14 protein-coding genes are annotated in these 13,794 nt (G+C 31.1%); 1 reads left to right on the forward strand and 13 read right to left on the reverse strand.

Annotated elements, in window-relative coordinates; genetic code table 11:
* Positions 1-60 precede the first annotated feature (60 nt).
* The 10 genes from B5D16_RS07840 to B5D16_RS07885 form a co-directional block, all read right to left on the reverse strand.
* Entirely contained in the window at positions 61-546 is a 486-nt protein-coding gene (locus B5D16_RS07840; RefSeq protein ID WP_078766435.1) for a hypothetical protein, read from the reverse strand.
* Between the two features lie 144 nt (positions 547-690).
* Positions 691-1,908 (reverse strand): nicotinate phosphoribosyltransferase, encoded by a 1,218-nt coding sequence (pncB, locus tag B5D16_RS07845; RefSeq protein ID WP_078766436.1) that lies wholly within the window; start codon positions 1,906-1,908, stop codon positions 691-693.
* A 28-nt stretch (positions 1,909-1,936) separates the two neighbouring features.
* Positions 1,937-3,253, reverse strand: coding sequence for a Cof-type HAD-IIB family hydrolase (locus B5D16_RS07850; protein WP_078766437.1), 1,317 nt, complete (start codon positions 3,251-3,253; stop codon positions 1,937-1,939).
* A 26-nt stretch (positions 3,254-3,279) separates the two neighbouring features.
* Positions 3,280-5,574: a leucine-rich repeat protein gene (locus B5D16_RS07855; protein ID WP_159444340.1), complete on the reverse strand. Its 2,295-nt coding sequence runs from the start codon at positions 5,572-5,574 to the stop codon at positions 3,280-3,282.
* A 32-nt stretch (positions 5,575-5,606) separates the two neighbouring features.
* Entirely contained in the window at positions 5,607-6,497 is an 891-nt protein-coding gene (locus tag B5D16_RS07860) for a DUF4261 domain-containing protein (protein WP_078766439.1), read from the reverse strand.
* A gap of 113 nt (positions 6,498-6,610) precedes the next feature.
* Complete coding sequence (gene coaBC, locus B5D16_RS07865) at positions 6,611-7,804, reverse strand: bifunctional phosphopantothenoylcysteine decarboxylase/phosphopantothenate--cysteine ligase CoaBC (RefSeq protein ID WP_078766440.1); 1,194 nt, start codon at positions 7,802-7,804, stop codon at positions 6,611-6,613.
* Positions 7,805-7,826: 22 nt separating this feature from the next.
* The gene (panD, locus tag B5D16_RS07870; RefSeq protein WP_078766441.1) at positions 7,827-8,222 is read right to left on the reverse strand and encodes an aspartate 1-decarboxylase; all 396 of its coding nucleotides are present in this window, start codon (positions 8,220-8,222) and stop codon (positions 7,827-7,829) included.
* A gap of 9 nt (positions 8,223-8,231) precedes the next feature.
* Positions 8,232-9,077, reverse strand: a complete 846-nt coding sequence (gene panC / locus B5D16_RS07875; RefSeq protein WP_078766442.1) for a pantoate--beta-alanine ligase — start codon at positions 9,075-9,077, stop codon at positions 8,232-8,234.
* Positions 9,078-9,093: 16 nt separating this feature from the next.
* Positions 9,094-9,933, reverse strand: coding sequence for a 3-methyl-2-oxobutanoate hydroxymethyltransferase (gene panB, locus B5D16_RS07880; RefSeq protein ID WP_078766443.1), 840 nt, complete (start codon positions 9,931-9,933; stop codon positions 9,094-9,096).
* Between the two features lie 208 nt (positions 9,934-10,141).
* Entirely contained in the window at positions 10,142-10,627 is a 486-nt protein-coding gene (locus B5D16_RS07885) for an NUDIX hydrolase (protein ID WP_078766444.1), read from the reverse strand.
* 145 nt (positions 10,628-10,772) lie between these two features.
* On the opposite strand from B5D16_RS07885, the gene B5D16_RS12465 reads away from it, so the two are divergent.
* Positions 10,773-10,925, forward strand: a complete 153-nt coding sequence (locus tag B5D16_RS12465) for a hypothetical protein (RefSeq protein ID WP_159444341.1) — start codon at positions 10,773-10,775, stop codon at positions 10,923-10,925.
* Between the two features lie 63 nt (positions 10,926-10,988).
* On the opposite strand, the gene B5D16_RS07890 is transcribed toward B5D16_RS12465, so the two are convergent.
* The 3 genes from B5D16_RS07890 to B5D16_RS07900 all read right to left on the reverse strand — a co-directional run bounded on the left by B5D16_RS07890 (position 10,989) and on the right by B5D16_RS07900 (position 13,792).
* Positions 10,989-11,540, reverse strand: coding sequence for a hypothetical protein (locus B5D16_RS07890; RefSeq protein WP_078766445.1), 552 nt, complete (start codon positions 11,538-11,540; stop codon positions 10,989-10,991).
* A 244-nt stretch (positions 11,541-11,784) separates the two neighbouring features.
* Positions 11,785-12,429, reverse strand: coding sequence for a potassium channel family protein (locus B5D16_RS07895; protein ID WP_078766446.1), 645 nt, complete (start codon positions 12,427-12,429; stop codon positions 11,785-11,787).
* Positions 12,430-12,439: 10 nt separating this feature from the next.
* Positions 12,440-13,792, reverse strand: coding sequence for a TrkH family potassium uptake protein (locus B5D16_RS07900; RefSeq protein ID WP_078766447.1), 1,353 nt, complete (start codon positions 13,790-13,792; stop codon positions 12,440-12,442).
* Between the last annotated feature and the right edge of the window lie 2 nt (positions 13,793-13,794).

Here is a 13,794-nt window from a genome sequence, read left to right on the forward strand (position 1 = left end):
TCTTTCCAAATATTCAAAAACAGGACCCACTCTCACGGGTCCTGTTAAACACAAAATTAATTACTTGTATAAATGCAATCTCTTAATAAAGTACCAAATATTTAAAATAATGAATACCAAACTAAATAATATTCCAGCAGAAATTCCTGATGTCATTGCTAAACCAACTTCTTTTGCGCTTGGAAAACTATTAACAACTTTTTGGTACTGATTAACAAATATGGCATTATTAATAAGATTAAGAAAATACATGCCCAAAACACAGTATGGACCAAATTTCTTGAACATTAAAAGTCCAACACCTGCCACAACAGCAAGTATACATAGAATCATACAAATGTATCCATATGTAGAAACTGCATTTTTAAAACCAGGATTTCTAACAAGCATCTCGTCCATAAAATGCTGCATCTTTGGATCATCACTTTTAAAATAATTATCACTGGTTGCGGTTGTAAAACTTGAAAATTGACTATATGCTACAACCCACATCCAAAAGAACGCTAAAAAGTAATGCCATTTCATCTTTCCTTCAAAATTTCCCATGTTACTTTGCTTTGTATATCAAAGCACTCCTTTCATGTATTTAAATTATTTATACACTCCGTTAACCATATTAACATAAAAGGATATATAATTCAACAAATAAGCAGACTTTTATCAAAGCATTTTATAATTGACTTTTTGTTATTATTTTTCGTGATCCATGCGCCACTTAATGCATCTATTTAAATAATCAACATATTCTTCATTTTTACACATGCCTTTTCCTTCAACATCAGATATCTTTGCAACATCCTGTCCATTACATAGGGTTGTTTTCATAACAATATTAAGCGGTGGAACTTTAGTATCATTTGCTAAATATGTACCTATACCAAATGCTACCTTAGCCTTACCCATAAAATGTCTAAATATCTTATCAGCTCTTTCAAAATCGAGACTATCACTAAATAAAAGAGTTTTAGTATTAGGATCAATACCAAGTGATTCATAATGACTAATCATCTTTTCGCCCCATTCAATTGGATCACCTGAATCATGTCTTACACCACTAAATAAAGTTGAAAATGTAAGCTGAAAATCTCTAAGGAAACAATCCGTTGTTATCGTATCAGTAAGTGCTGTTCCGTTAAGAATACCGTACTCATGTACCCATGCATTAAGGGCATACCAGTTTGAATATGCTGGATTATGCTTGTGATTTCCCTGACCTGTACACATAATCCATTCATGAGCCATAGTTCCAACTGGTTTTAAATTATTTTTCTTTGCAAGATATACATTACTTGTTCCAACAAATGTTGAACTAGAATGTAATGTATCATTAAGATGTGAGAACTTATCAACTGCCATCTCCTGTGCTTCTGCTGATAGTCTTCTTCTTAATCCAAACTCAGAGAAAGTTCCAATATGCCAACGACCTGTTTTTAAATTTTCATATTTCTCTTCAAGTTTTTCCTTAAAACTCTCTATAAGTTCATTATAATCATATGCCATTCTAAAATATACTTCATTAACTATTGCAAGTGTAGGAATTTCGTACATTGATGTATTAAGCCATGTACCTCTTGTTTCTATTGAAAGACCACACTCTGCATCAGTTGTAATTTCAAAATCTTCATATCTTGGTTCCCAAAGTCTTAAGAAATCAACATAAGAACCTTTAATCCACTTAATATTGTTAAGATATTCAAGTTCATCCTCTGTAAATCTTATTTCACAAAAAGCCTTAATCTGATCCTTAATTTCCTGAACCATTTCTTCAGTAAACTTAACATCCTTATTTCTGCACTTAAAAGTCCACGTTGTCTTATAATCTGGGAACTGATGATATATAGCCTGTCCCATACTAAATTTATACATGTCCTGTTCAAGCAAACTATTTATAATTCTTTCGAGTTTCATTTTTCGTCCTTTCTTTCAAAGCTTTTCTTTATAAAATACTTTGTAAAAATCTTGCAACTCCATCATCTTCGTTAGATGCTATTATTTCTGTAGCATATTCCTTTAGTTCTGGGATAGCATTATCAACAGCATAAGCACTATCAGCGATTTCAAACATAGGTATATCGTTAACTGAATCGCCAAAGACTACCACTTTTTCAAAATTCATCTTTTCCTGAAGTTTCAAGATAGCCTTAGCCTTAGTACTGTTACCAGGACAAATTTCAAGCCAATACTCATCTCCATATGAATCCTTTTGAAGAACCGCTTCCCATTCATCACTTTCCTTAACTTTATCATAAATCGGTTGCATACACTCCAAATCATCAATCATAGTAATATATCCAACATCACCATTAAATAGTTCATTAATATCACTTACAAACTCAATGTCCTTTGCACCTTTTCGCTCATCAATATACTTATCAATTCCAGAAGAATGCTTACCTTCAGCAAATACCTTTGTCATCTCATTACCATTCCAAATACTAGTAAAACCGTTATATGGTAAATCTGACAAAATATCTTTAAGCTTAGTTAATTCTCTCTTTGTAAAAAGTGCTTTTTCTGTAACTTCCATATTTTTAGGATCTGCATAAGCTGTACCATTTCTAATAATCATAGGTGCTTTTAAATCAAAAGGTTCAACTATATGTTTTACACTTCCAAGAGATCTTGCTGTTGCAACAGTAAAAGTAATGCCCTTTAATAACAAATCATTAATAGTTTTGACCGATTCTTCTGAAATACTCTTGTCATTCTTCATTAGAGTTCCATCTAAATCAGATACATATAAAGTATTTAAAACATCAAAATATTTCTTATATCTGTTATTATGTGATTGTATTGCTAAGTCAGAATTTATGTATTCATTCAATCCATCTCTGTCAACCCATTTATAATCAACTGTTTCTTCCTCCTGTAAAACAACAGAGTCTTTATCGCAGTCAACTACTGCAAGATATGAATAAAACATACTATGACTCTTATCACTAAATGAGTGATTTACAAGTGTAAAATTATCGGATTTAAGACCTGTTTCTTCAAACATTTCTCGCTTAGCTGCTTCTAATTGTTCTTCACCAGAAACAGCTGAACCTCCAGCACTTGCTTCCCAATATCCTGGATATACATCCTTATCAGGATGTCTCTTTGTTAATAGATATGTTCCATCAACATGTTTGATTAAAATATCAACAACCATATGATATTTTCCTTCAGGAATTAATCTAAAGCTACCATAAGTTCTTTCCCATGTTTCACCTGTTTTCTTAGCATCTCTATCATATAAATCCCAAATTTCCATTTTTAATCCTTCCAGTTAAGTCTAAACTACTTAGCAATAACATATTTTACTTTCTTAGAAAGTCCTCTTTTTCTTAAATATTTCTTTGTAAACTTCTTATTCTTTACAACAACTTTCTTAAGTTTCTTACACTTTTTAAATGCACCCTTTGAAATATTAGTGATACCCTTATAAATATATATCACCTTTGCATTCTTGTTAGTTCTAAAGGCTTTCTTACCAATTGATGTAACTTTAAAATTCACACCATCAATTTTTACTTTGCCTTTAACTTTAATTATTTTAGATTTCTTTGTACACTTAATCAACTTAAGTTTATAACCCTTTTTAACACTAGTAACCTTATAAACAAATCCTGTTTTCTTATCTTTTATAATACTACCAACTTTAATTTGTTTTTTATTTATTTTAATAGTATCCTTTTTATCTACAGATGTATTATTTTTAACTGTATTACTTGCTTTACTATCAGATGTGTTATTGTTTTCTTCATTCTGATAAAGCCCATTAGCTACAGCATATTTAAAGGCTCCAACAAATGCTTCTTCAATCACTTTAACATCATCTGCTATATTTATCTCTGATAAAGTAATACAGTTTTTAAATGCTTTACCATTAATTTGTTTAACACTATCAGCTAACACTACTTCCTCTAATGCAAAACAATCCCAAAAACTAAAGGCTCCAACACATGTTACTCCATCTTCAATAACGACTTTCTTTATAAAGTCCCTATATCCCCACCAAGGTGGAATATTTCCAGAATGATAATTATCCATATCACCATTTCCATAAATTGTAAGGACGTAATCATTAGTTAATGTAAATGAAACATCAGCATTTTTAAAACCACATTTTCCAGAAAGAAGTACATTATCCTCACTAGAATTAAATTTGTCTATATAAACTTCTTCTTTAGTTTCATTAAAGAATCTAATCTGTTTAATATTATTTGGATCTGTCACATCAAAACAAACTGCGTATTTAGGATCTCCCGGTACTTGTTTTAAAATATCAAATGGCATATTATCAAATGTTTCATAACCTGGCGTATTTAAAGTTTTATCTGTTGGGCCTGCCTTTATTGTAAAAATATTCTCGCCTTTATCAGTAATAACTTTAAGTTTTCTATCCCTAGCTGTATCATTAGTTACACTAAGCTTTAATATTCCATTTTCTTTAAACGCACTACCAATATATAGACTATCAGTTGCATTAAGATTATTAATCTTTGTATCAGGATCAATATCTGGATAAATAACACCATATGATCTACCTGCACCAACTTTTATATTATCAAACGAAATATCGCTAAGTGTTCCAATTCTACCTGCATGCGAATAAATAGTATATCCACCACCATTAAGAATACAATTACTAAAATGAATATCATACCCAGCTGAATACTCTAACTGAACCATTAAACATGCATTTATTGTTGCGACCTTTGGTTCTTCATCTTTTACAATATCCTCTGGTCTGATCTCATATACAATATTTGGAATTTCATATCTACAATTATCAAACTTAATATTTTTAGCATCTAGAGGATTTATATATTGTCTCTTTCCTTTTGCATCAAGAATTGGATCACCATTCTCATCTCTAATTAATTCAGCATATCCGTATATTTGTGTTCCATCAACATGTGTATCCTTTGGAAGGTAATGATTCATATTAGAAAAATAACAATCCTTCACTTCCACATTTCTAAATGGGTTAAGTGCATCATTTGGTTTTCCACCAAATGCACATCTTTCAAAATATGCATTACTACCCTTAAAATTATAAAAACTACAATTGTAAAATTTAGATTTAAGTTTACTATCAGGATACGATGTACTAACATATTCAAATCTGCAATTTTTATAAACTAATGAGATATTATCAGTAATATTATCTTCTTTATTAGGCTTAAGACTACATTCACCAAAATCTATATTACTTAGTATTATTTCGCCACTAAGTTTTTTATTTTCAGCATATGAGAAATCAACATAATATGTTACTTCATCACCACTAAGTTTAAGATAAAGTGTAACATCCTCATCCTTTGAATTTTTAGCTGTAATTGTATAATAATTTATAGCAGAATTAAAAACAGGATTAAACTTATTAAGTTTTCCTTTTGTTCCTGTATTGTACTTATCTGGAATTTCATTAATATCCTGCTGCTGATACTCGATTTTAATTTTTCCTTCATCAGCACCATAAATAACTTTTTCGTTTTTACTTGCTTGTCCTGTCCACAACAAAGTAGCAGAATATATTACTGCCATTATGCTAGATATTTTTCTTAATTTCTTATTTTTCTTTTTCATCTTCATCCTCCCAAACCACATAACCAAACAATTTATCTTTTTCCTGCTGCATGTTCACCCATGTTAACATCTAAGACTTCTCGTATAGGCTGAATCAATGATTCTTCATACTGAACCTTCCACTGAACATCCATGTTAATTAATCCCTGCTTAAGGCCATCCACTGTATTACCAGATTCAATTGGATTTTTATTATCATAAATATAAGATAATAGATTATAAGCATGATTTACCACATCCTTTGTATCCATTCCAGTAAAATGATACTGCAAATCAGGCAAATATAATGTACTCATTCCAATTGTATCAACAATTTTATCATTCGTTCCATCAACATTAAATGAACGAACATTTACAGCATAATGTATAAATTTTAATTCCATTGGAATATTACAATTTACAATGTCTTCTCTTGTAAGCATCTTCTTGGATTTTTCAACCACAACAGCCTTGCACGTTGGATACATTTCAACAAGTGCTTCAATAAAATTAACTAGCATTTCTGCCCTTACCTTATGATCAAGTCCTGATGCTAACATATCATTAGCAACAACCTGATACTTGCATGTCTTAAGTATTTCCTCACCATCAGGGCAATCCCATAATTGCGATATCTCAAGACCGTCCATTACTGGTTCATCTATTTCAACACACTTCATAATTAATAACTGTACAGGAAGATCATCATCATCTTCATAATGAACTTTATAATCATTTGCCATATACCCAGTCATTTCATCACTATATGAAAGCATTGTAGTACTACCTAAATGCTTCTTCATGATTTTATCCATGTCATCTGGCATAGGCATCCTGCATCTATCTTCAAAAAGAAGTCTAACCGCAAAAATCATGCCAGCATTTTCATAATTCTCTAAATCCTGTTTAAATACCTTTTCTTTTAAAGTTTTTAAAAATCCCATAATTTTTCAACTTCTCCTTTATACAATTCTCACTTTTTAATTATACAAAACTTAACACTACAACTCAATAAAAAAATCATAACCAGCCTTACAAAGGTTGGTTATGATTTTTATTAAATAATTTCATCAGATATAGATTTCAACAATTCATAAGCAACATCTAACTTATTCATTATTGGTAATTCTTTTACTTCATTTTCCTTTATGAATGTAACTACATTAGTATCTGTAGCAAATCCAGCTCCTTCAACTTTTATATTATTAGCTACTATCATATCAACATTTTTCTTTTTTAACTTTACCTTTGAATTTTCAAGCATATTCTCTGTTTCCATTGAAAATCCACATACAAATTGATTACCTCGTTTATTTTCACCAACGTATGCTAATATATCATCTGTTCTTTTAAGTTTAATACTCATGTCGTCATCTGACTTTTTAATTTTTTCATTAACATACTCACAAGGTGTATAATCAGCAACTGCTGCTGACTTAATAATAATGTCTGATTCATCAAAATGATCTTTAACTACTTTAAACATCTCTTTAGCAGATTCTATATTTATTGTATTAACTCTTATTGGTGGCTCAATTGATATTGGTCCACTTATAAGTGTCACTTCTGCTCCCATTGCTGCTGCTACTCTGGCAATTGCATAACCCATTTTACCTGTTGAATGATTAGTAATAAATCTAACCGGATCAATAGCTTCAACTGTAGGTCCTGCTGTAACTAAAACCTTTTTACCAATTAGTTTTTTTTCAAATAACAATTCATCACATATATAATCAAACAATTCTTCAGGTTCTGGCATTCTTCCAACACCTTCATCATCACATGCTAACCTTCCTGCTTTAGGTTCAATAAATTTATATCCATATTCCTTTAGAGAATTAATGTTTCTCTGGGTTATAGGATTTTTATACATATTGGTATTCATAGCAGGTGAAATAATTACAGGGCATGTAGCTGCCATAACTGTAGTAGTAAGCATGTCATCAGCTATTCCTGCATTAATCTTTCCAATAACATTTGCTGTAGCAGGAGCTATCATAAATATATCCGCTAATTTTGCAAGTGAAACATGTTCAACATTAAATTCGAAATTACGATCAAATGTATCCACTATGCATCGATTTCCTGTAAGTGTTTCAAATGTAATTGGATTAATAAAATTTGTCGCATTCTCCGTCATTATCACATATACATTCGCATGATTTTTAACTAATTTACTTGCAAGATTCGCTATCTTATATGCAGCAATTCCCCCGGACACACCAAGTACTATATTTTTCCCTTTTAGCATGTATTCACCTCATTTAATCTATTTATTTAACTTCTCCAAATAACTGCCCATGTTTTTCATAATTAGTCACCTTAGCAGCATCATTTTTTTCATCAACAAATACAACCTTTGGCTTATGACTCTTAGCTTCTTCAACATCCATTGTGCAATAACTCATAATAATAACTTTATGTCCAACTTCTACACATCTTGCTGCAGCTCCATTAAGGCAGATTACTCCACTTCCCCATTCACCAGCAATTGTATATGTTTCAAGTCTGTTACCATTATCAACATCAACAACCTGAACCTTTTCATATTCAAGAATTCCAGCTGCTTCTAAAAGCTTACTGTCAACAGTTATACTTCCGACATAATCAACCTCTGACTGTGTAACTGTTGCTCTATGTATTTTACCTTTTAACATTTCAATATTCATCGATTACTCCTATTCTTCAATAATGAAATTATCAATAAGTCTAACTTTATCAAAATATACAGCTAATGCACAAAGTATTGAGCCCTTTGTAGTTGTTGCTGTTTCAAGGTATGGCCATGTTACTATTTCAACATAATCAATCTTTGTACCCTGTACTTTTTTAATCTCTTCTTCTATTGTAGAAATAACCTTTTGTGGATTAACTTCTCCAGCTTCAATCATTTCCTTACCCATCTTTAATGCCTTTGATAATACTACCGCAGATTCTCTCTGTTCCTTTGATAAATATGTATTTCTTGAACTCTTTGCAAGTCCATCTTCCTCTCTTATAATTGGACATCCAATAATTTCAATATCAAAGTTTAAATCCTCAACCATATGCTTTACTACTGCTAACTGCTGCGCATCCTTCTGACCAAAGTATGCTCTATCAGGAGTTACAATATTAAATAACTTTGCAAGAACTGTACAAACTCCTCTAAAATGAATTGGTCTTGTTTTACCACATAACCCCTTTGTAAGTGTATTCATATCAACAAAACTTGAAAAGCTATCTTTATACATAGTTTCTGCTGCAGGATAAAAAATAATATCAACTCCAGCTTCTTCACAAAGCTTTGCATCCATATCTAAATCTCTTGGATATGTAGCCAAGTCTTCCTTAGGACCGAACTGCATTGGATTTACAAAATCACTTACAACTACCTTATCATTCTCCTTAACTGCTCTATCAATAAGACTCTTATGTCCCTCATGAAGATATCCCATAGTTGGAACGAATCCAATAGTCTTACCTTCCTTTTTCCATGTTTTAATCTGACTTCTTAATTCTTCAATTCTTTCAATAATTTCCATAATAAAATCCTCTCATCTATTTAAATTCTTTTTTTAACTTTTCCATAATATCCTGGTCAATCTTATATGTATGTTCAACTGCAGGATATGATTTTGATTTCACTTCATTAATATATCCTTCTATCCCACTCTTCATTACATCATATACATTAGCAAAATGCTTTACAAACTTTGGTTTATAATCAGTAAACATTCCAAGCATGTCAGCATAAACCAAAACCTGGCCATCACAACCATTACCAGCTCCAATTCCTATGGTAGTTATATCTAACTTACTTGTGATATATTCTGCCAAAGCACTCGGTACACATTCAAGAACCACAGCAAATGCTCCAGCTTCCTGAACTATAAAACAATCTTCTATAAGTCTTTTAGCTGCCTCTTCTTCCTTAGCCTGCACCTTATATCCACCAAATGCATTAATAGACTGTGGAGTTAATCCAAGATGTGCACAAACTGGAATTGATGCATCTGTAATTGCCTTTATGTGATCTTTTACTACTCTTCCACCTTCAAGTTTCACTGCATTTGCTCGACCCTCTTTCATAAGTCTTCCAGCGTTAACAACAGCATCATAAACAGATGTCTGATAAGACATAAACGGCATATCACAAACTACAAGAGTATTCTTAGCTCCTCTAGCAACTGCTCTACAATGATGAATCATATCTTCCATAGTAACAGAAATTGTATCCTCATATCCTAGCATAACATTTCCAAGTGAATCGCCTACTAGTATACTATCAACACCTGCTTCTTCCATTATTTTAGCAGTTGAGTAATCATAAGCTGTAAGCATGGTTACCTTATCACCATTAAGTTTTGCTTCTTTAAATGTGTTAATCGTCTTTTTCATTACTGCCTCCCACATTATCATATTCCTATTTAAGTTTAACTGTTGCATATCCCTACATACACTCATAAAGACACAGGGCTTGATTATCAATCAACCCCTGTGCCTTCTCATTAAACAGTACTAATATTTTACTATTTTGTATTAATATTGTCGATAGAAAAAATACACAAATATATTAACAATACAATTTCTCATATATTACACATCATCAAATAACCTCTGATGATATAAGTTCACCACTTTCTGAATAAACTAATTTTAATGAAAAATAGTCCTCTCTTTCTTCTAACAATCTAAAAAAAATCTTATCTCCTTCCCATATTGGAAGATTATATACATCTGCCTTATCTATCCACTCTAGATTTCCTTCATCACATTCTATAATTTCACCTTCAAATTCAGTTGATGTATAAAGGTACATATATTCTACCACCCTTTCATCTGGCTGATTTTCGTCTCCATAAATAAAAGTTACTATACCTCGAGGTTTATATTTTATAAGTGTAAGTCCTGTCTCTTCCTTTACCTCTCTTAATAAACATTCATCGGGACTTTCTCCATATTCAAAATGTCCTCCAACACCGATGTACTTATCTTTATTTATATCTTTTTCTTTTTTCACACGATGCATCATTAAATATTTATCTTCTTTCTCTATGTAACATAGAGTTGTAAGTTCTGGTAATTTGCTCATATTTTTTCCCTGCCTATCAAGTATTATTCCTATCACATTCTATCATAAATAATAATCATAACACAACTCAGCAAACATTGTATTTATACAATATAGGTGTTAATATAAATATATAATGCAATCAATATTTTAAGGAGGTAGTATTATGGGTATATGGGGACCTGATTCACCTGTCGATGATTTATTTGATTATGACAATGATGGTGAACTCGATATTTTTGAAACATCATTAAGAGATGATTTTTTAAATGAATCTGATGATGACTACGACGATGATGATGATGACGACTATGATTAAATTTTTAACTACAATATAAAACACTGATTATCACCTTAGATAACCAGTGTTTTTTCTTTTTAACTATCTATTATTTAATTCGTTTTTATAATACTCTAACTGTAATCTTGGAAGTCCATTATTTGGTACAGGAATAACAACCTTGTCATAACTTTCAATTCTAAAATCATTTTTTGCTTCTCTACAAATTATAAATGAATTTACAAGTGTAATAATCATTGTAATTGCTGGCCAGTAAAATGTTGGATGATATAAATATGTTCCATCAACTCTTGCTATACTTGAAGCTATAAATTCAAGTATGATCATGATAATGCCTGTTTCTGCAAAAATAGTAACCGTTGATAAACCACCAGCTTCTAATCTACTCTTCTTAAGCTGTGCATGCATATGAATGTTTACAGCTAATACTGCAACTACGAATATAATCTGTCCTGCATAATAAGCCATACTATTTACATTATAAATACTAGCTCCATCCTTACCAACTTTTTCAGCTCCAATAAACTGAATCATATTTGCTAAAACAGCAAATGCAACAATAAATAATCCATGTACAAAAGTAACTTTTTTCATGTTTACAACTTTCATTCCTTCATTAATATTTCTTTCCATTTCTTTATCCTCCATACTCTAATATTTTTTCAAAAACTATTTATTATTTATCTTATACACATATCATACATCTAAATATTTTTTTAACAATCTATAATTTCTAAATCATACATTTTGGGTATTCAACTGTCATTTTTATAATTCAAACGTCTTTTTTTCAAAACTTATATCTCCATAATTTAGTTATTCTTTTTCTATATACGCAAAAAGAAGTAGGTATTAAACCTACTTCTAAATCATCAATTTATATTTTAAAACACTTCTTAATATCTCTTATTTCACCTACAGCGAATACAATATCATCCATCTTTATTTCTGTGTCTCTTGAAGGAATAAATACCTCTTCATTACGCTTTAATGTGATAATATTAATTTTATACTTTTTACGAATATCAATATTTCCAAGTGTTTTACCAACCCATTCCTTAGGTACTTTCAACTCATAAATAGAATAATTATCATCTAACTGAACAAAGTCTACAATTCCATCAGATGCACACTTCATTGCAACTCTAAGTGCCATGTGTTTTTCAGGATATATAACCTCATCTGCACCATTTCTAAGTAAAAATTTCATCTGAACATCATTAGTTGCACGTGATATGATTTTTTTAGCTCCTAATTCATCAAGAAGTGATGTTGTTTCAAGAGAAGTTTGAAACAAACCACCTAAAGCAACAACACAAACATCAAAATTGCTAACACCCAATGATTTTAAAAATTCTATATTTGTACTATCACCAATTCTTGCATTTGTTACATATGGTAATATCTCATTTATACTCTGTTCATGACTATCAACTGCCATAACTTCACAATGTAATTCTTCTAAACGTTTTGCTATATGACTCCCGAACTGTCCTACACCTATTACTAAAACTGATTTCATATTTAACTCCTTATCCTACTGATATATTCTCAAGTGGCATACGTGAATTTTGGATATCTGATGAAGGTATTGCAGCATAAATCAATGTCAATCCTCCAACTCTTCCAAAGAACATAAGCAACATTATTATAATTCTCGAAACTAAAGATAACTTAGTTGTAATTCCAAGTGTTACACCTACTGTACCGATTGCTGATCCCGTTTCAAATAAACAAGTAAGCAATGGCATGCTTTCTATTCTACTAATAGCAATGGCACTGACTAAGAATAACAAAAGATAAATAAATAAAATCGCTCCGGCATCACGCACTGCTTCATCTGATATTCTTCTCTTAAAACACTGAACATCATTCTTTCTACGAAATACTGCAATTGCTGATAAGAATAGTACAGCAAATGTTGTAGTTTTCATACCGCCCGCTGTAGAACCTGGTGAACCACCTATTATCATCAAAATAATCATAATAACAGTTCCTGACGAATCCATTTGCGCTAAATCCTGAGAATTAAATCCCGCCGTTCTTGCTGTAACAGATTGGAACATAGAACTAATAATTCTTTCCTTCGATGCCAAATCACTATATTCATATAAATAAAAATAAATAGCTGGAAGAATAATTAATACCAATGATGTAACTATTACTACTTTACTTTGCAATGAATACTTTCTAAACCTAAACTTATAATTTACAACATCGCTCCATACTAAGAATCCTATACCTCCAAATACTATAAGCAACATTATAATTATATTCACATAAATATTTGCGCTATATGAAGTTAATGAGGAGAACTTTTCCCTAACCCCCATTAAATCAAATCCACCATTACAAAATGCTGAAACACTGTGAAATACTGCATACCATAATCCCTTAAAGAATCCGAAATCTTTACAAAAAACCGGGGCTAATAATAATGCACCAATAGCTTCTATAATTAAAGTTCCTTTAATCATAAAACCTATAAATCTAATTATTCCACCAACCTTTGGAGCTGATATAGATTCCTGCATAGTACTTCTTTGCCACAATCCTATCTTTCTTCCTGATACTCTAAGAATTGCAAGACCAATAGTAATAACACCTAATCCACCTATCTGAATCATAATAAGAATTACAGTCTGACCAAATACTGACCAGTATGTAGCTGTATCATGCACAATTAATCCTGTAACACAAGTGGCAGAAACTGCTGTAAACATAGCTTCTGAAGCAGGTGTTACTTGACCACTTCTTGACGAAATTGGAAGCATCAATAATGCTGTACCTACAAGAATTAATACCATAAAGCTTAAAATGATAATTTGAAAAGTACTAAAAACTCTTCTTTTCCTTCGCTTTTCCTTATAATCCTTCTGATTCATTT

It is taken from the genome of Eubacterium uniforme (assembly GCF_900167115.1).
GTDB lineage: Bacteria > Bacillota > Clostridia > Lachnospirales > Lachnospiraceae > Eubacterium_S > Eubacterium_S uniforme.

Bases quoted from the DNA above. Each gene is read 5' to 3' on its own strand.
- pncB (WP_078766436.1), bottom strand. From the start codon at position 1,908: ATGAAACTCGAAAGAATTATAAATAGTTTGCTTGAACAGGACATGTAT.
- B5D16_RS07850 (WP_078766437.1), bottom strand. From the start codon at position 3,253: ATGGAAATTTGGGATTTATATGATAGAGATGCTAAGAAAACAGGTGAA.
- panC (WP_078766442.1), bottom strand. From the start codon at position 9,077: ATGGAAATTATTGAAAGAATTGAAGAATTAAGAAGTCAGATTAAAACA.
- panB (WP_078766443.1), bottom strand. From the start codon at position 9,933: ATGAAAAAGACGATTAACACATTTAAAGAAGCAAAACTTAATGGTGAT.
- B5D16_RS07840 (WP_078766435.1), bottom strand. From the start codon at position 546: ATGGGAAATTTTGAAGGAAAGATGAAATGGCATTACTTTTTAGCGTTC.
- coaBC (WP_078766440.1), bottom strand. From the start codon at position 7,804: ATGCTAAAAGGGAAAAATATAGTACTTGGTGTGTCCGGGGGAATTGCT.
- B5D16_RS07900 (WP_078766447.1), bottom strand. From the start codon at position 13,792: ATGAATCAGAAGGATTATAAGGAAAAGCGAAGGAAAAGAAGAGTTTTT.
- B5D16_RS07860 (WP_078766439.1), bottom strand. From the start codon at position 6,497: ATGGGATTTTTAAAAACTTTAAAAGAAAAGGTATTTAAACAGGATTTA.
- panD (WP_078766441.1), bottom strand. From the start codon at position 8,222: ATGAATATTGAAATGTTAAAAGGTAAAATACATAGAGCAACAGTTACA.
- B5D16_RS12465 (WP_159444341.1), top strand. From the start codon at position 10,773: ATGGGTATATGGGGACCTGATTCACCTGTCGATGATTTATTTGATTAT.
- B5D16_RS07855 (WP_159444340.1), bottom strand. From the start codon at position 5,574: ATGAAAAAGAAAAATAAGAAATTAAGAAAAATATCTAGCATAATGGCA.
- B5D16_RS07895 (WP_078766446.1), bottom strand. From the start codon at position 12,429: ATGAAATCAGTTTTAGTAATAGGTGTAGGACAGTTCGGGAGTCATATA.
- B5D16_RS07890 (WP_078766445.1), bottom strand. From the start codon at position 11,540: ATGGAAAGAAATATTAATGAAGGAATGAAAGTTGTAAACATGAAAAAA.
- B5D16_RS07885 (WP_078766444.1), bottom strand. From the start codon at position 10,627: ATGAGCAAATTACCAGAACTTACAACTCTATGTTACATAGAGAAAGAA.